The sequence below is a fragment of the Rubritalea squalenifaciens DSM 18772 genome, from assembly GCF_900141815.1.
In the GTDB taxonomy this organism is placed as follows: domain Bacteria; phylum Verrucomicrobiota; class Verrucomicrobiia; order Verrucomicrobiales; family Akkermansiaceae; genus Rubritalea; species Rubritalea squalenifaciens.
Window position 1 is genome coordinate 474,739 of the sequence record NZ_FQYR01000005.1, and the last position, 18,100, is coordinate 492,838.

15 protein-coding genes are annotated in these 18,100 nt (G+C 55.3%); 6 read left to right on the plus strand and 9 right to left on the minus strand.

Going from position 1 to position 18,100, the window contains the following annotated elements; all coding sequences use genetic code 11:
• Positions 1-7: 7 nt before the first annotated feature.
• From BUB27_RS15360 to priA, 3 genes are all read right to left on the minus strand, one after another.
• Positions 8-1,093: a PepSY-associated TM helix domain-containing protein gene (locus BUB27_RS15360; protein ID WP_143184744.1), complete on the minus strand. Its 1,086-nt coding sequence runs from the start codon at positions 1,091-1,093 to the stop codon at positions 8-10.
• Positions 1,094-1,193: 100 nt separating this feature from the next.
• On the minus strand, positions 1,194-3,269 hold the full coding sequence (locus tag BUB27_RS15365) for a TonB-dependent siderophore receptor (protein WP_143184745.1): 2,076 nt from the start codon (positions 3,267-3,269) through the stop codon (positions 1,194-1,196).
• A gap of 85 nt (positions 3,270-3,354) precedes the next feature.
• Positions 3,355-5,559, minus strand: a complete 2,205-nt coding sequence (gene priA / locus BUB27_RS15370; protein ID WP_143184746.1) for a replication restart helicase PriA — start codon at positions 5,557-5,559, stop codon at positions 3,355-3,357.
• 129 nt (positions 5,560-5,688) lie between these two features.
• Here priA and BUB27_RS15375 point away from each other — a divergent pair, with 129 nt between their 5' ends.
• The 4 genes from BUB27_RS15375 to BUB27_RS15390 all read left to right on the plus strand — a co-directional run bounded on the left by BUB27_RS15375 (position 5,689) and on the right by BUB27_RS15390 (position 9,408).
• A complete protein-coding gene (locus tag BUB27_RS15375; RefSeq protein WP_143184747.1) occupies positions 5,689-6,033 on the plus strand; it encodes a hypothetical protein in 345 nt (114 codons plus the stop codon).
• Positions 6,034-6,186: 153 nt separating this feature from the next.
• Complete coding sequence (locus BUB27_RS15380; protein WP_143184748.1) at positions 6,187-6,438, plus strand: hypothetical protein; 252 nt, start codon at positions 6,187-6,189, stop codon at positions 6,436-6,438.
• Positions 6,439-6,546: 108 nt separating this feature from the next.
• Entirely contained in the window at positions 6,547-7,080 is a 534-nt protein-coding gene (locus BUB27_RS15385) for an RNA polymerase sigma factor (RefSeq protein WP_143184749.1), read from the plus strand.
• 27 nt (positions 7,081-7,107) lie between these two features.
• Positions 7,108-9,408 carry a vWA domain-containing protein gene (locus BUB27_RS15390; RefSeq protein WP_143184750.1) on the plus strand — a complete coding sequence of 767 codons (2,301 nt, stop codon included), beginning with the start codon at positions 7,108-7,110 and terminating at the stop codon, positions 9,406-9,408.
• 84 nt (positions 9,409-9,492) lie between these two features.
• Here the strand turns inward: BUB27_RS15390 and BUB27_RS15395 are convergent, their stop codons facing one another.
• A complete protein-coding gene (locus tag BUB27_RS15395; protein ID WP_143184751.1) occupies positions 9,493-10,587 on the minus strand; it encodes an ankyrin repeat domain-containing protein in 1,095 nt (364 codons plus the stop codon).
• A 23-nt stretch (positions 10,588-10,610) separates the two neighbouring features.
• Positions 10,611-12,773, minus strand: a complete 2,163-nt coding sequence (locus tag BUB27_RS15400) for a leucine-rich repeat domain-containing protein (protein ID WP_143184752.1) — start codon at positions 12,771-12,773, stop codon at positions 10,611-10,613.
• A 465-nt stretch (positions 12,774-13,238) separates the two neighbouring features.
• On the opposite strand from BUB27_RS15400, the gene BUB27_RS15405 reads away from it, so the two are divergent.
• Both BUB27_RS15405 and BUB27_RS15410 read left to right on the plus strand, forming a co-directional pair.
• Positions 13,239-14,228, plus strand: coding sequence for a PEP-CTERM sorting domain-containing protein (locus tag BUB27_RS15405; protein ID WP_143184753.1), 990 nt, complete (start codon positions 13,239-13,241; stop codon positions 14,226-14,228).
• Between the two features lie 181 nt (positions 14,229-14,409).
• Complete coding sequence (locus tag BUB27_RS15410; protein ID WP_159434997.1) at positions 14,410-14,973, plus strand: hypothetical protein; 564 nt, start codon at positions 14,410-14,412, stop codon at positions 14,971-14,973.
• Positions 14,974-14,980: 7 nt separating this feature from the next.
• Here BUB27_RS15410 and BUB27_RS15415 read toward each other — a convergent pair whose 3' ends face one another.
• From BUB27_RS15415 to BUB27_RS15430, 4 genes are all read right to left on the minus strand, one after another.
• Entirely contained in the window at positions 14,981-15,232 is a 252-nt protein-coding gene (locus tag BUB27_RS15415) for a hypothetical protein (RefSeq protein ID WP_143184755.1), read from the minus strand.
• Positions 15,233-15,306: 74 nt separating this feature from the next.
• Positions 15,307-15,717 carry a hypothetical protein gene (locus BUB27_RS15420; RefSeq protein ID WP_143184756.1) on the minus strand — a complete coding sequence of 137 codons (411 nt, stop codon included), beginning with the start codon at positions 15,715-15,717 and terminating at the stop codon, positions 15,307-15,309.
• Between the two features lie 449 nt (positions 15,718-16,166).
• A complete protein-coding gene (dusB, locus tag BUB27_RS15425; protein ID WP_143184757.1) occupies positions 16,167-17,177 on the minus strand; it encodes a tRNA dihydrouridine synthase DusB in 1,011 nt (336 codons plus the stop codon).
• 112 nt (positions 17,178-17,289) lie between these two features.
• The gene (locus BUB27_RS15430) at positions 17,290-17,991 is read right to left on the minus strand and encodes a zinc ribbon domain-containing protein (RefSeq protein WP_143184758.1); all 702 of its coding nucleotides are present in this window, start codon (positions 17,989-17,991) and stop codon (positions 17,290-17,292) included.
• Positions 17,992-18,100 lie beyond the last annotated feature (109 nt).

Below are 18,100 nucleotides of genomic sequence, written 5' to 3' on the forward strand. Positions count from 1 at the left end.
TTTGCTTTTAACTCTTCCTCTTCTGCCTCAGTCTGGATAGGCCGATGTAGGTGCCAGAGAGGGCCAGAATGGCAGGGGAAAGGCCGAGTACACACCAGATGATTTTCACTGGAATGCCACCGAAATTTCCGTAGTGCAGCGGACGGAAGGCATCGTAGGCCTGCAGGTAGGCTGGGGTGTCGCGGATGTCTGTCGCGCTTTGCAGTTCGCCAGTCTTGGCATTAAAAACGGTCACGCAAGAGTAGTCAGAGTGCATCGGTGAGCGGGTCTCCGAGTAGCCGTAGAAGTAGATAGGGTCATCGCCCGGGTGGTGGGGCAGGGAGATGTACATTTCTTTGAATCCTTCTATCTCCTGTTTGCTTTTGGCGATCATCTCATCGAGCGACACTTCTAGCACCGGAGTGCGCTCCAGATGAGCGTGCTCTTCCTCGTGTTCTTCATTGAGGTGGCCGAGGATGTGCTGGATGTTCCAGAAGGCGCCAGTGAAGCCGAGAATCAGGAAGAAGGGTGCGGTGACGATGCCGATACGCTTGTGGAGGTTGCCGGAGAAGAGACGCAGGGAGGTCTTCCATTTCATCTTGAAAAAGCTTTTCCAGAACTTGCGGTAGATGAAGAAGCCACTGACTCCTAACAGGCAGAGCATCACGCCGATGAGCCCGATGACAACGAGACCGACATGGTCAGCTAGGAAGGTGTAGTGAAACTCTAGCACCCATCCCGTGAAGGTGTCGGTGAATTCTGTGGAGGGGGCCAGAACCTTGCCACTGTATGGATCGATACGACCCATGGTCCAGTGTTCCTCGTCGTGCGGGTCCATCAGAAAGACATAGTCCGCGCAGTCGTGCTTCCGAGGAAGCGCCCAGCCTGCGACGATTTGATTCGGGTAGGATTCGCGGGCTGTAGCGGTGAGTTGGTCGTACGGCAGGCGCTCGGCAGAAGCTGGCACATCGAGCTTGTTCTTGGCGGGATCCCACAGTGCGTCGATTTCAGTTCTAAATACGAGGATGGATCCTGTTAGGGCGATGAGCAGCAGCGGGACGCCTGCAAGCAGCCCTAGGATGGAGTGTATCTTCCAGATGGTTTTGACCTTCATGGTGTGTGGTGTCGTGGGTGTCGATGGGCATAAAACCTCGCCCGTTGGAGGAACGGGCGAGGTCTGGTATGAGTCGGGGGGATGGTACTACTATTTCAGATCAGAACTGATAGGTGGCAGAGAGGTTGATGGTGCGGCGTGAGCCATAGAAGGAGCGACCTCCCTGCGTGGTGGCGACAAATTCCTTGTCGAAGAGATTGTTAACGTTGAGCTGGAAATCGATGTCATTCCAACGGTAGCCGATCATGGCATCTGCGAGAGTATAGGAATCCGTGTGGATGGAGTCGCTGCCATCCCAGTTCTTGCCCACATAGCGTACGCCGAGGCCGGTGCGGAAGTTTTCCAGCTTGCCTGAAGAAGGGTCGTAGGTGACCCATGCAGAGGCCTGATGCTCGGGCACGGTGGCCAAGCGTGGGTCGCCAGGGAGAGTCTCGTCCGCTGTCTCCAGGTAGGTGTAGGCGGTCTGGAAAAAGAAGTCGTGGTAGCGTGCCTTGAGCTCCAGTTCGGCACCCTGGATGCTGACTTCACCACTTTGTGTTAGGGTGGGGCCTGAGCCGACTGGGCGGTTCTTCTCCTTGATGTCGAACACCGATGCTGTGAGGAGGGCATCTGCGAAGGAAGGCTTGTACTTCACGCCTACTTCGTGCTGCTCGCCGAACTTCGGCTTGAGTTGCTGGTTGCTGGTGGTGTCGAAGCCCAGAGGTTCGAAGGATTCCGCGTAGGAGTAGTACGGGGCGATGCCGTTGTCGAACTGGTACATGATGCCGGCGTCGAATGTCCACTCGCTCTCGTCGGTAGTGAGGGAGCCATCGTCAGTCTTCAGGTCATCGTGACGGGCGCCAAGAGAGAGGATCCAGTTGTCGATGGTGAAGTGGTTATGGAGAAAGATGCCTGTCTGGCGCTGGGAAGTCTCTGGATTGTCAGTGAGGGGTCCATAGGCGCTGAGGTTGCCGTAGACCGGGTCATAGATATTGATCGCGCCACCAGTGGCGATGGTGGTGCCGAGACCATAGGCCGTATCATTATCCAGTGTGTTGTCTACGTAGTCGACGCCGAGTTGCATCTTGTGCTGTACTGGGCCGTATTCGAAGTTTCCGTGAAGGATGGCATTGGCGGACCAGGTGCGTGAGTCAGCATGACTGGCGTAGAGGGTGCGGGGTACGGTGCCGTCTGGCTGGATGACCGGTGGAGCCACGTAGGCTACCCAGTGGGAATAGTACTTCGACTTGGCATCTACGAACCGTGCATTGGCGCTTACTGAGAAGGTGTCATTGATTTGGTGATCGAAGAAGGCGCTAAGTGCGGTCTGGTTAGTATCGTAGCGGTCCCAGCCAGGCTCGCCGATGAAGGTTTCGGTGCCAATGTGTTTGCCGGGTAAGAGGGTGCCTTCGTTCGGGAGGAACTGCAGGGTCTGGCCTCCGTCGTTGTCCTGTACGTTTAGCAGGAATGTTAGGGAGGTTTCGTCACTCGGCTTCCAGGTGATGGAGGGCATGAAAATGGCGGCATCATCGCGTACCCAGTCGACCTGAGTTCCGGAGCGGCGGTAGAGGCCGACCATGCGGTAGAGGAGTGTACCTTCCTCGTTCAGAGCCCCAGTGAAGTCCATGCCAATCTGGCGGCGGTCGTAACTGCCGTATTGAAGGTTGATTTCTTTGTGCTCGGATGCGTTCGGGAGCTTGGAGACGGAGTTGATAATGCCGCCCACCGCGCCGCGGCCGTAGAGGACTGAGGCGGGACCTTTCACTACTTCCACCTGCTCCAGCGTGTAGATGTCTGGGCGAGTATTGTTATAGTAGCCGAAGAGGTGCTGGAAGCCATCGTGGAAAGACAGCGGGTTGAGACCGCGTACGCGGGCGGAATCCAGGCGGGAGTCTAGACCGAAGGGGCCAGAGAGGACGCCGGAGCTGTAGCCGATGGCTTCCTGGATCGATTGAGCACCACGTTCAGTGAATTGCTCTTGAGTGATGATGTCTATGGCCCGCGGAGTTTCGTATAGAGAGGATGGCAGTTTGGAATTCAGGCTGACCTCAGGACTGATTTTTGGGGAATCTGCGGTAATCGAGGACTCGGGCAGGTTCTGGGCGTTTGGCGCTGATGGCTCACTCTGAGTGGCTTCTTCAGCAGCCAGCACTTGATAGGATGCCAGCAGTGCGACGGGCAGGAGTACGTGTTTCATAGGAGCGCAAGCTAGACGATTGCACTCAGATTCCGCTAACGCTGGGTTGAGGATGATTAGCGGTTAATTGTCTTTTAAACTTCCGTTAGAAAAACGACAGGCAGTCCATGTCGAAGACGATGGTGACGTCGTCTGGTGGCGGGGTGGCGGCCAGGGTGCGCTGCACGTGCTGGTGCAGAGCACGGGCGGAGGTGGACTTGAGCATCAGCTGGTAGCGGAACTGGCCGTGGGCTTTGGCGAGCGGGGAGGGCATGACCTCGCCGATCTCGATCTGTCCCGGGCAGTCTTTGCTGAGGCGCTTGTGAAGGTTTTCCAGGGTGAACTCTGCGCGGCGCTCGTGGGTGGAGCGGGTGCCTAACAGGGCACAGTGCGCAAAGGGTGGATAGAGGAACTGGTTTCTGAACTGCAGTTCCTGTTCGGCATAGCCATCGAAGTCATGATGGCGGGCGTACTGGATGGATGGGGAATGGGGGGTGAAAGTCTGGACGATCACTTCGCCCTCCATTTCGCCACGACCGGCGCGGCCGGCCACCTGGGTGAGCAGCTGGAAGGTGCGCTCACCTGCGCGGAAGTCCGGCACGTGCAGGCCGAGGTCGGCATTGAGGATGCCTACGAGGGTGACGTTTGGGAAATGCAGTCCCTTGGCGATCATCTGGGTGCCGATGATAATGTCGATCTTGTGGGCCTTGAATTTATTCAGCGTGTCACGCAGGGCATTCTTGCGGCGCATGGTATCGGCATCGATACGGGCCATGCGGGCCTGTGGGAAAACTTTTTGGATGACTTCCTCCACCTTCTGGGTGCCGTAGCCTTGCAGACGGATGGCTTCATCTCCACAGGAGGGGCATTTGCGCGGGGTGATGGATTGGTAGCCGCACATGTGGCAGATCAGGCGTTCCTCCGTGCGATGGTAGGTGAGTGGAATGGCGCAGTGCTGGCACTCACAGACATGGCCGCAGGGCGGGCACTGGAGGGAGCGGGCGAAGCCGCGGCGGTTGAGGAAGAGGATGATCTGCTCCCCGTTCTCTAACTTCTTCTCCATGGAAGCGCGGAGGCGATCGGACAGGATGGCGATGCGGCCTTTCTGCTTCTGCGCTTCGATACGCATGTCCAGCACGCGGATGATGGGCATGGTCTGCGCATCGGCACGCGCGGTGAGGCGAATGAGCTCGTACTTGCCGGACTGGGTGTTCTGGAAGGATTCCAGCGATGGAGTGGCGGAGCCGAGCACGACAGGGCATTTCTCGAAATGGGCACGCAGTACGGCGATGTCTCTCCCGTGGTAGCGCGGGGCGGTTTCCTGCTTGTAGGTGTTCTCGTGCTCTTCGTCCACGATGATGATACCGAGATTGGTGAGAGGGGCGAAGATGGCGGAGCGGGCACCGATAACGATGCGGGCCTGACCATTGCGGATGCGGTGCCATTCATCAAAACGCTCGCCCTGGGAGAGGTGGGAATGGAGCACGGCCACCTGGTCCTGCATGGCGGCGAAGCGGGACTTGAAGCGCTGGACAGTTTGTGGAGTGAGGGAAATCTCGGGGATCAGGACGATGGCGGTCTTGCCCTCGTCGAGGGCGTGCTGGACGGCCTGCAAGTAGACCTCCGTTTTTCCAGAGCCAGTCACCCCGTGTAGCAAGATCGGTTTGGTCTGTCCGGGGGCTGTGATTATTTTGAGCGCCTCGGCTTGCTCTTCGTTCAGAGGCAGCGGCTTGGACTCCAGAAATTCCTGGTCGGCATCCGGATCGCGGCGAACGGCCTCGGAAATCATTTCCACGTAGTCGTTTTTGACGAGCGATTTGACTGAGGAGCTGACGGAGCCACCCCCTAGATCCTTGAGCGCCATCTGGCCACCGGAAGATTTCAGGAGGGTGAGGATGATGTGCTGCTTCGGCGCGCGCTTGGCGAGCTTGGCCAGCGTTTCGTCATCGGGAAAATCCTTGATGGCGACTACCTTGCGGGTCTTTTCCGAGTGGGTGTCCTGCCGCACGGATTCGGGCAGGAGGGAGCGCATGACCATCTCCAGCGGGGCCACGTAGTAGTCTGCGATCCATTTGCCCAGCTTCATCAGATGCGGGGTGATCAGGGGCTCGGGATCGATCAGGGAGGAAATGGCGCGCAGGCGGAACGAAGTCTGCGGTGGCTCGCCGATGTCCAGCACGGTGCCGGTGGAGTCCCGGTTGCGCAGGGGAATGCGTACACGGCAGCCGGTCACGACAGGCATTCCCTCTGGGATGAGGTAGTCGAAGACGAGCTCGGACGGGCCGTCGATGAGAACACGGGCTGATTGCACGGGGGGAGTCTTTCGTGTGGCTTGTGAAGATGCAAGATGATTGTCTGTAGCTGTCAGTGGTGGCGGTAGAAAACTAGCCTCCCATTGTAATGGCTGGAATGGGCCCTGAGGGACTACTCTCAGGGCGTTATGAAATACGGGACAGTCAAAGGAAACGGAATCTCACGTGTCGGCAAGTTGAGCCGCATGAGTACCAGTTCCGGCGTGTCCCTGCGTGGCGGCAGTAGATTGGGTAAGTCTATTCCCTCTATTCATCCTGAGCCAAACTTTGGCCGGGTGTTCGGTATCATGATGCTGGTGCTGAACCTGCTCTTTCTGGTGCTGATTGTCAGGGATAGCTCGAACATGGGACTGGTGATCGTGCTGATCCCCGGCTTCTTGATCAGCTGCCTCTTCTGGCGCCGTAACAAAGCTTTAGTGTCGTTACTAGGCCTCTTACTTGGATTGACCGTGTTGCTAGGTCTCACGGTCTAGTGTGTGGAGTGTCTTTCGTCTCCCGGCGGCTCCGGCCCATGGGAGGCGGAAGGCTAACATCAAGTAGCTTTAAGCTCAGGGGGAATGTCTGGCTAATGCCTTGACCCGTCGTGATGAGGTCGATTACGTTAGGCTAACTGTATTACTGTTTTTATGGCGGAAACTCCTTTTAAATTCTATTGCGACGAATGCGGGCAGAAGATCTCTGTTCGTGAAAAGCAGTACGGCATGAAGTCGAATTGTCCCAACTGCAAAGTGGCTATTACTGTCCCGGTGCCGGAGGGGGGTGAAAGCATGGCGCTGGCAGCTGAGCCGGACGCCCTTCTCTCCACACGGGAGGTGCTCATCTTTGGCTGTGTTCTACTACTCGGCGCTCTGATTGCCGGGGTATTTGTGGCGTTGTGAAGTGCTACTTGTCGTAGTTTCGTTCTCCTTGGCCTTCTGAGAAAAACAAAAATATCTCAAAATGATGTCACAAAGTAGGTGACTGATGCCAATGGGGGGTGAAAGACTATGCAAGCTGTGGCAGAAATAAAATTATCGAAACGCGAGGCGTTTTCCGAGCTGGCGCGGGAGCACCACCGGGAACTTCTGGTCTATGCGCGGGCGCTGACCCGGGAGGAGCACCAGAGCAGGGACATCGTGCAGGAGTCCTTTGTGGTGGCCTGGCAGAATATGGGCAAGTTCGACGTGACGAAGGACTTCGGAAGCTGGATGCGCGGCATCGTCCGCAACAAGTGGAAGGAGCAGATGCGCCGCAACAAACGCCAGATCGCTCTTGATGACGGCGCGCTGGAGATGATGGAGGCGGAGATGCGAACGTGGCAGGAGCTGCGGCAGGATGGCGGGCCGAGTGTCTTTATGAAGCTCGAGCAATGCCTGGAAAAGCTGCCCGAGGGTCTGATGCTGAGTGTGCAGAGCTTTTACTACGAGGGCTGCAGCACGGATGAAGCCGCCGAAAAAATGGAGGTAAGTGGCGCGACCCTGAGAAAGCGCTTGGAGAGAGCTAGGCAGGCACTGAAGGAATGCCTGGGAGGAGAGAATTAAAAGAATTTGTTAGAAAGGAGAATAGTCATGGATAAGGACGATAGACTGATGGAAGAGCTGCTCAAGGAGCATGCCCGCAAGGGTAGTGGAGCGGACGAGGATTTCCTCAAGGATTTGGAGGATCGCATTGATGCCGAAGACAAGGTGGTCGTGATGCAGAAGAAAGATAGCCCCGGGAACCGCTGGGCGCTGAGTGCGGGCATCGCCGCCTGTCTGGCGCTGGGTGTGGGTGGCATCTATTTCTGGCAGGAGCGCCAAGGGGATGCGGATATCATTGCCTACGACAGCACGGCGACTGAGCAGATCGCTGCTCAGAGTGAGCCGCCGGTAGCTTATAGTGAGAAGAAGGTAGCTGAGGCGGAGACTGTCCAAGAGAAGCCTGAGGTGGCTAACATGGTGGCACGCAAGCCATCTGCACCATCCGGTGCAATGGCGAAGGTGATAGGTTCAAAAGAGGCTTCACCAACGCCCATTCCTGTACCGGAGCAGGCTTTGCCTGAGCCTAGCCTGGATTTTGGTAATGGAGATGGTTTTGGCGCAGGCTGGGGGAGTGGTAATGGGCAAGGGTCAGGTGGTGCTGATGGCTTTGCTGCACCGGCTAAAGTGAAGCGTGCTCATAAAGGGGATGTGGCTGATATTGTGTATGGCAGAGATGTTGCTCAGGGAGAGAGGTTGGCAACTGCTCATGACTACACCAAGTTCAATGCCCAGGTTCAGGAGTATGAGAAAGCTAGGACCGAATTGTCTAACTTGAGGCTTGCTGGTGCCGATAATCAGAAAATCCTCAAGCAGCAGCTAGAGGTGAATGAGCAAAGAAATCGCCTCGCAGTTATGTCTCAGAAGACAGGCATTCCTTACATGGGGCAGCCTAAGAAACCAGAACTCAGCCGTGAGCAGTATGGCAAGCTGGTAGAGAACAGGTTCGTGGCTCCCGTGGATGAGCGCAGCGCTCTCTCTACCTTTGCGGTGGATGTGGATACGGCCAGCTACGCCAACGTGCGCCGGATGATCAATGAGGGCATGCAGATTCCCAAGGACTCCGTCCGGGTGGAGGAGATGATTAACTACTTCGACTACCAGTACGCGCAGCCTGAGGGTGAGCATCCCTTTGCGGTGCAGGTGGATTCCGCGGCCTGTCCATGGAATGAGAAGCATCGCATCGTGCGCATCGGTGTGCAGGGCAAGGACATCATCCGCGAGCAGCGACCGCCTGCCAACCTGGTCTTTCTGCTGGATGTGAGCGGCTCCATGAATAGCCCGAACAAGCTGCCGCTGCTCAAGCAGTCCATGAACTTCTTGTTAGAGGAGTTGAATGAGAAGGATTCGGTCAGTATCGTGGTCTACGCCGGGGCGATTGGTCTCGCGCTACCTGCTACCAAGATGGATGACACCGGGCGCCAGCAGGTGGCGGATGCCATGGAGAAGCTCAGTGCCGGTGGCTCCACCGCAGGTGGCCAGGGCATCAAGTTGGCCTACCAGGTGGCCAAGGAGCAGTTCAAGAAGGACGGTATCAACCGCATCATCCTGGCGACCGACGGTGACTTCAACGTGGGCGTCTCCGACACCGATTCCCTGACCAAGATGGTGAAGGAAAAGGCGAAGGAAGGCACCTACCTCAGCGTGCTCGGATTCGGCAGCGGGAACATCAATGACAACATGCTGGAGTCCATCACCAACAGCGGCAATGGAAACTACAGCTACATCGATACGGTGAAGGAGGGTCGCAAGGTTCTGCTAGAGGACATGATGGGTACCATGGTGACCATTGCTAAGGATGTGAAGGTGCAGGTGGTGATGAACCCGAAGAAGGTGAAAGCCTACCGCCTGATCGGCTACGCCAACCGCATGCTGCCTCCGGAAGCCTTCCTGGACAAGAAGGTGGACGCGGGTGAGATCGGCGCCGGGCACACCGTCACCGCGCTCTATGAGATCATCCCGGCGGACGGCAAGCCCTTCGGTCCTGAGATCGATGGCTCACGCTACTTCGAGAAGCCGGAGGAAAAGCCAAACCCTGCCATCAAGGACAGCGATGAAACCATGTTCGTGAAGCTCGCCTACAAGAAGCCCGACCAGAAGATGGACGATGAGAGTACCTACTTCTCCGTGCCTTTCGCCGACCCTGGCACCGGCATCAAGGAAGCTAGCGCGGACCTGAAGTTCGCCAGCGCCGTCGGTCTCTTCGGCATGGTCCTTCGCGATAGCGAGTACAAAGGCAGCGGCGACCTCAATACCGTGATGGAACTCGCCACCGCCGGCAAAGGCCCCGATGGCAAAGGTCTGAGGGAGGAGTTTATCAAGCTCGTTCAAAAACTGAACGAGAAGGAGTAAGGAAAAAGGATAGAGGAAAAAGGTTCTCCAGTGTGTGTATCAGCCCATCCGTGAAAGCGGGTGGGCTTTTTTGGAGCAGTAAAATTACTCTTCCCAGCCCTCTTTATTTTTGGGGTACCAGTAGCCATAGGCTTTGTGCATGTCTGCGGAACAGCCGCCGCCGGCCATGGCTGGGCCTACGGTTACACGGACGGTGGTTTTCCAGCTCTCTCCGTCTTTGCTGAGTTTGATATCCACGAGGGTGCCGAATTCCTGGCTTTGTTTGTCTTGATACCACGAGTGTGCGCCGCGAGGGCGCTGCTTGAGGGTTTCCATACGGCTGGCAGGGCGTGCCTGTGGCAGGGTCTTGCGGATTTCCTTGAGTATGGCTGGGGAGGGGTCTTGGCCATTCCAGGCGATGAAGTAGATGATCTCCGGTGAATTATGGGGAAGAACACTTGCGATGAGTCCGGTGGGGTAAGTCTCGATCACTTTTTCATCTCCGGCTTTGGCGAGTAACTCGCAGACGGCCTTGTCCGCGGCGTCACCGTCGCTATGCGTGAGTAGGTTGGTGATGGGGAGGTATCCATGGCGGTCCCAGATCTCGGGATCGGCACCGTTTTTCAGCAGGAATTTGACCCATTTGGCATTGCTTGAAATGGCGGCGAGGTGCAGAAGGGTATCGCCGGATTCGAAGTCGACCGCTTCGTTGACCTTAAGGCCACGTTTGATGAGGGTGGCGAGTAGGTCCAGGTCTTCGTGGTCGAATGCCACCAAGGCGGCAGGGCTGAGCTCCTTATGGATGGGGTCGCGGTCGTCTCTTTCCTTGGGGCCTGAGGTGATGATTTCTCTGGGCGTGATATGGATGGTGATCCAGCCATTGCCGTTTGACGCGGTGAACAGGTCTACCCGGATCCGCTTCTCGTCTTCGTATCCACCGTGAAGCCTGACTGGCTGGTCTGATCCCTTCAGCTTGATTTCGTTCTCGGTGTATGGCTCTACATAGAACTGGGCGATGTGTGTGAAGGGGGGCGAGTCTTCGCCGTTGGTGTACCAGAACACTCCATCATTGAGCCCGTCGTTCTTTTGGCCAATGGCGAGCGCCTCCTCGCGCTTCAGCGACTGAGCATGGCCAAGTACGGGTGATAGAATCAGGAGGGTGAGCAGGAGGCGGGTGATGTGAAGAGAGCGGTGAGTCATGGTAGAGATAAATGGTCGATGGCTTACTGGCTCACGCGTAGTTGGAGGAATGCTTTGGAGGAGGCGCTGTGGGGAATGGTGGCGGTGCGCTTGCCGTTGGCATCCGGGGTGCTGAGGGAGACTCCGGTCTGGGTCCAGTTGCTAAGGTCGGTGCTGGTCCAGACCTCGTAGTTGATGCCCGGTGTGTCCCCCTGGAAGGTGATGCCGGCGGTGGTCTCGCCGATTTCCATCTGTGGCAGATTTGGCGCGTTGTTCTGGTAGGCCTTGAGGTCAAGGGCATACTCCATGAGGAGTGGCACGTCGTCGCCATTGGGGTCCTCGTTGAGGGAGAGCGTGTGGTCCTGCTGGTTTTCTAACAACCAGGCTGCGTTGGGGTAGGTGGAGGTGTCGATTTCTACGAGGTTGTAGTCAGTCCATGGTGCTGCGTCGAACCCTGTGGCACCTTTAAGGTAGTAGATGGTGATATCGCTGCTAAAGGGGGAGTTTGTTTCATTTACTAAAGGGGCATTTCCTAGGAGATAAAGTTCATTGAGGAGGTTTGATCTGAATTCGCTAATCTGTTGTATCGTGCTGGGGAGAATTAGTCTTGATGGTGTTTTTCCAAAGCTGAAAATATTCGTCTCAATACTTGTTACGCCCTCAGGTATGATAACTTCTTCCAAATTTTCGCAGCCCTGAAGAAAGTTGGAGTATACGGTTGTAAAGTTGGGGCTGAGGGTTACGGATTTTAGGTTGTCACAATATGTGAAAAACGATCCTATAAAGATTTTTCCGCCTATGAAAGTGGATGGTAGAATTACTTTTGTTAGGTTGTCGCAATGAAGGAAGGCATAAAGGTCGATATATTGAAGTCCCTCAGAAAAATGGATGCCACTCAGGTTTCTGCAGTAACGAAATGCGCCGTAGCGTATCCAATCCACAGAACTGGGGATGGTGACTTGGGTGAGATTGATGCATTGTGCAAATGCGTAGATGCCGATAGTCTGGGTGCCGTGTGGGATTGTGTAGTTGCCAGCTCTTCCTCGCGGGAAGTTGAATAGGATGTCGCCGTCTGTTACAAACAAGACACCATCGATACTTGAGTAAACAGCGTTACTCGGGGCTACATTCAGAGCTTGTAAGTTGAAGCATTCTGTAAAAGAGCGGTAATCAATATTGGTGACACTGGAGGGAATGTTGATTTCGGTGAGTTTCTCACATCCTGAGAAGGCGTAGGTGCTCAGAGTTGTGGTGTTCTGTGGGATGGTGTAAGTTCCGACTTTACCTTGTGGGCAGATGTATAGTGTGTTGCCATCGTTCTCAAACAGGACACCGTTGCTGCTTGAGTAGATAGTATTGTCTGGATGGATATTGAATTCTGATAGGTTCGTGCACCCTGTGAAAGCGTTGTCGGCTATGGAGGTGACTGAATCAGGGATGTTAATGAATTCTATGGTGGTGCAGAGATTGAATGCTAAAGTATTAATGTAGGTCGTCCCGTCAGGGGTGGTGTAGGATGTGGATGGCTTTGCTGGAGGGTAGAATAAGAGGCCTGAACCGTTCTGGGTGAACACGACTCCGTTAGAGCTGCTCAAGGCCAAGTTTCCTTCTTCTACGTGGACGGCTTGGAGATTGGAGGTGTCCTTGAAAACGGATAGTATAACTTGCTGTACACTCTCGGAGCCAGTGTCTGCGCTGAGGCTTGCGGGGATAGTGACTGAGTTCAGGCCAGTGCATTCTAGAAAGGTGTACGGATAGAAGGAGGTGACGCCATCTGGAATAGCATAGTCTGTTGTGGTGCTGCGTGCATTAGGGTATCTGATGATCTTGGTCATGTCCGCGGAGAACAGGATGCCGTCTACGCTGGTGATGGCGGTATTGCTCTCCGCTACATGGAAAGCTTCCAGGGAGTTACAGCCAATGTAGTGGTATGGCGGGTATTGTATCTGGGAGGGATAAGAGATTGAAGTGATCAGTGAGCAACCTTTAAACGTCCTTCCGTCGACAGAGGTCACAGGCAGGCTCTCGATAGTCTCGGGGATGACGATGGTTCCAGTAGCTGCCTCATCACAGTCCGTGATCGTGACGGAGGTTCCGTTTACGATTTCGTAAGTTAGAAAGCCCAAAGTGCCGGCGCTGGCGTGGAGGCTGAGCGCGGTGAAGAGGGTGAGCAGCAGGCGGGTGATGTGAAGAGAGCGGTGATTCATGGATGCATGAGATGGGAATGTCTGTGCGCGCCTGGATGGGCCAAATGGATAAGCGCGAAGCAGTCGGACACAGTGGCGGGAATTGCCGCTATTTTTCTAGGTGAATTGTCTCGGCATGGTCAAGGGTTTCCGTGGGGAGAGTTGGTGGAGGGGGTGATTTCATAGAATGAGTTTTGGTGGCCGTGCTGGTCTGTTTGCGGGGAGGGGGGGGCTGTCTTTTGAGTTTAATTAAGCGCAAAAAGATATTATATTGGTAGATGTGTATAAATATGAGCTTTTTGTGTTTTTGGTGATTGTTTGGGGTATATGTATTTAACTAACTTTAATATTGCGTGAAAAGTAATGATGTGTGGCGTGATGTGTATTTAAAATTAATCAAATGCGTGATACGTAAAAAGATAAGTTTATCTGGTGGATTATTTTGACCGCCATGGACTTGCAGCTAGAACAAACACGCAAATACACATGCTAAAAAACACAACCCATACCATTGCCGTGCTGGCAGTCTCTGCCGCGGTGGCTCAGGCCGCGACAGTGTCCTCAGTAGGCAATGGCAACTATATCGACGGTCCTACCTGGAGCGACGGACTGGCACCCAGTGGTGGCAACGACTACGTGATCCAGAACAATGTGGAGTATGTCGGAGACAACACCCAGAACCTCGCGGGCGACAGTGTCACCATCAACTCTGGTTTCCTGCGTCTGCAGGCGAATAGCCAAACTGGTACTGACATCTACAACATCAACAACCTCACGCTGAATGGCGGAGCCCTGCATATGCGCTCCAGTAACCAGTACACCAGATTCATGCGTCTGGGTAACAATGTCAATGTGGCAGCGGATTCCGAGATCCGTCTGGGGGATGGAGGTGAGCAGTTTGAGCTACACGGCTACCTGAATGGAGGACTCTCCGGCAGCGGGAATCTGAGCTTCATCAGTAATGTGGGCAATAGCGCGGAAGACTTCGGTGGCCTGCACGCCACGGTGGCGGACAGCGGTTTCACTGGTGACTGGTACGTGAACTCTATCGATACCGGCTACGCCAATCTGCTGGCCGAGGCGAGTAATGCGCTGGGAACAGGAGCCGTCGTGCTGGACACGCGTGCCTTCCTTACCGTGGCTGCTGCGGGCGGAATCGATTCCATTGCCGGAATCACGCTGAATACCTCATCTTCCCAGCTGGTGCTCACTAATGCCTGGGATAACTCAGATGCCTATCTTGAGATCAATGACGGCACGCTCGATCTGGGTGACGGCAATTCAGTGATCGGCGGTCTGACCATCGGTGGCAATACCATCGCCAACGGCACCTACGATGCCAGCCAGCTGACAGATTTAGGCTTCGGCGGTATTTATACCGGCACTGGTTCACTCTCCGTAGTGCCAGAGCCTAGCACCAGCATGCTGAGCCTGGTGGGGGCCTGTGCCTTCATCCTGCGCCGCAAGCGCCACTAGTCGCGCCAAACAGATCTACCCTCAACCTACTATCTAGACGGCTTCTCCACATGGGGAAGCCGTTTTTCTTTGTAGCCTTAGGTTAGGCGACTGGCTTGACTTTGGAAGGTGGAGAGTGTGAGGTCTTAGTTAAATGATTTGTAAATTTGTTAGTTGGGTGGTGGTTTTGGGATTTTTAGCAGTGGGGTGTGAAGATAAGGTAGTCGTGGAGGCTAAAGAAGATACTGCGGAACGAGTGCCTGAGCCGACTGTGCAGGTTAGTGATGTGAAGCTGAGTGTTCAGATGGTCAAGGAGTATGAATTTGATTCAGGACTGGTGATGAAGGTGCTTGAACTAGTACCGCAGGGGAATGTAAACGGTGTGCTTAGGGTACTGCGTATTCAAGATGGCAAAGCGGAGGAAATGCAGAGTCTGAAGTTCACAGGCATGTATGCCCCAAGTAGTGTGGCGCTGATGGAGAGTACGGAGGTGCTGGATTTTGCCTATGATATTAAGGCGTCTAGCACGGGCAGAAAATATTATAAGGTGGAGTTTCCTGAGAATGCCGAGAAGGGGGGCACGAGTACTAAGAGTGCGCAGCTTGATTTAACGTCGGAAGAGTGTGTGATCTGGGAGCGCAGTTTCTATGTGGGTGGTGTGCCCAAGATGACTTCAACGACAGTGGGAAGGTTGGAGGAGTCTTTGTCGGAATCAAGGGAGTATCCTAATCGTGTGCAGTTCGTCGTGGTGGTGAAGATTGAGTGAAGGGGGCTCACTTTCTGTGCTCACTGATGAATTTTGTGAGGAAGCGTTCGAGGTCGTCGTCTTCGAGGTTGAACATGTCGAATCCAGTATGTTGAAAGCCGTCTTCTGCTGTTTCGGTTATTATGCCGTAGCCGCTGTTAGTTTGGGAGTACTTGTTCTGGAGTACGTAGATAAGCTGTTGGAAGCGCATGTCTGGATCGCGCTGCCAGATTTCCTGAATGAGTAGGAGGATTCGTTCGATGCGGGCGGGGTCTCTCATTTGTTGTCAGGCTGGTGGTCCGGGCAGGAGCAGGCGCGAGTGCTGAGCCAGTTATTGGCGCTGAGTGAATGGTACTAACAGTCCGCGTATTTCACGAAGTGGGTGATGATTTCACCGTCGAAGGGGCGGTCGCTGAGGGTGAGCTGGTCGTAGTCCAGTTGCATGATGTCGTAGATGGAGTGGGCTTCCTGCCATTCATAGATTTCGTATTCTGGTATTGGCGGGGCTGGGGATGAGATGATGAGAGTCCTGCCTTCGTCCACGCTCCACCCGGTGCGAGTGGGGGCCTCTGTAGGGTCCTCTTCGAAGCATTTCGGTTTCTCCGGGTATCCCCAGCGGGCTGCTCCATCCTCATAGAGCCACAGTTCCATGCGGTCAGCTGTTGCGACAGGCTCCAATTCGCTGATGCTAGGACCGTTGAGCTTGCTCACCCATTTGCCGACTAGGCGGTCGTCGTTTGTAGAGAATATGTTTGGTGGGGTCATTTTGTTGCTTTCAGGTGGGAATCAATGTGTTGGAAGAACTGGTAGGTAGCTTTTCTCTAGCAGCTGGCGGGAGGAGTGGGGAGCTTTTTCTGTGGCCGATCCTTCCTCCACCCCTGTCGGGGTGGTTGTTGTGAGGGGGGTGGGTTTCCGGGGTACGCTAGCGGGGGCAAGCTTAACCGTCGCGCTACTCTCCATTACCCCTCCGGGGTGTGAGGCTGATTACCTGCTAGATGGAGCTTTTACCGCGAATGGCACGAATCTCACGAATGCGGGAAAGGTGAAGTCTTTGTTAGATGGAACGTTTTGGACACAGCTTGGGAGGAGGGCTTTTTCCCTCTTCTATCTCCTTACTCACTTACTTACCTATTTACCTATTTACCTATTTACCTATTTACCTATTTACCTATTTACCTATTTACCTATTTACCTATTTACCTAACGACAAGACCCTACTCCACCGGCAGGGTGTCCTGGAAGAGTTTGCCGGAGAGGTGGTCGGCGGCGATGTCTTCGAGCTGGGAGACGGAGGTGACGGTGCAGAGGAGCTGGCGGAGGGGCTTGGCGCCACGGAAGCCTTTGCAGTAGGTCATGAGGCGTGAGCGCATGGCCATGACGGTGTGTTTCTCCTCTCCGCCGTAGCGATCGGATTCGATGGCGAGTGTGCAGTGGCGGATGATGAGCTTCCAGCGCTCCTCGATGGGGGCGGGGGCGAGGTGTTCGCCAGTTTCGATGAAGTGCTTGGCTTCGCGGAAGACCCAGGGGTTCTGCATGGCGGCGCGGCCGATCATGAGGCCGGAGACGGCGGTTTCCTTGCGGCGCTTTTCCACGTCTTCACCGCAGGTGATGTCGCCATTGCCGACGACGGGGACGGAGACGGAGCGGGCGCATTCATCAATGATGTTCCAATTGGCTTCCCCACGGTAGCCCTGGGAGCGGGTGCGACCGTGGATGGAGATGGCCTGCATGCCGCAGTCCTCGAGGATCTTGCAGACTTCAGGGCCGTTGATGGACTTCTCATCCCAGCCGACGCGGATCTTGGCGGTGACGGGGACTTGGTCTCCCACGGCTTTGTGGACGCCCTCGGCCACGGAGGCGAGTAGTGGGCAGTCACGCAGAAGGGAGGAGCCGCCGTTCTTGGAGACGACCTTGTTGACCGGGCAGCCGTAGTTGATGTCGATAAAGTCCGGGCGCTTCCAGTCGATGATCTTTTTGGCGGCTTCGCCCATGGCTTCGCCATTGGCGCCGAAGAGCTGCACGCCTACCGGGCGCTGTTCCTCGGTGAAGCTGGTGTACTTGCGGGTACGGTCGTCCCGGCGCACGATGCCTTCTGCGGAGACGAACTCAGTGACCATGACGTCTGCGCCGAGTTCTTTACAGATGGTGCGGAATACCACGTCTGTGACACCTGCCATAGGTGCCAGAAAGAGAGGAAATTTGCCGTTGTCGAACCAGGGAAGCACGTTTGTGAATGGTTATTAGTTAATTGGGGCCTGGCGGCTCTGGGGAGCCGGGCTGGCCGTCAGTTAAAGTTATTGGGAACCTGGGTGCTTGTGGCTCTGGGGAGCCAAAGTCCTAGGTGGCGTAGAGGATGCGGCCGCAGTTCTCGCACTGTGAGATGGCTTTTTCTGCCTGTACGCTGGCTGCAGTGGAGGAGGTGACCTTCATGTGGCAACCGCCGCACTGTGAGCCTTTTAGGGGTGCAACGGGGTCGGTGCCCTTGGAGTTGCGGAGGCGGTCATAGAGGGCAAGTAGGTTCTCGTCAATAGGTTCGACGAGAGTTTCGCGCTCTGCAAGAGCTTCTTCGAGGCGTTTTTTGGTTTCGCCAGCCTTCTGGTCGAGCAGGGCGATGTCCTCATCGACCACGGATTGGGTCTGACCGAGGGCTTTCTGGGCGAGCTCCAGCTTTTCCTTCAGCACATCCGACTTCTCCATGAGCTCAAGTTCCTGGGTCTCGAGTTCGTCGACCATCTCGGTGTAGTTGACGATTTCCTTGGCGATGGCGGTGTATTCATCGTTCTTCTTGGTCTCGAACTGCTGGACCTTGAGCCTGTCGATGGTGTTGCGGCGGGTGGAGATATCGAGCTCGACGGATTTGATGGCGACTTCGTTCTCCTGCAGGGCGGCCTTGGCGGTAGCGACGGCTTGGGTGTCGTTACTGAGTTTTTCTTCGGCACGAGCTTTCTCCCTGGGGATTAGTTCAAGTTCCTTGCGGAGTGCGTCTATCTTCTGGTCCCTGTTCTGGACGACGAGCAATGATTCTACCTCTGGAAGCATGGGATAGAGTTAGACCTTGCGGGCGGTGAGGGCAAGGCGCATCTGAGCTAGAAGAGGCATTATTTCCTCCGAAATAGAGGGCATTGCTCTGAAAAACATTGTTGCTGGC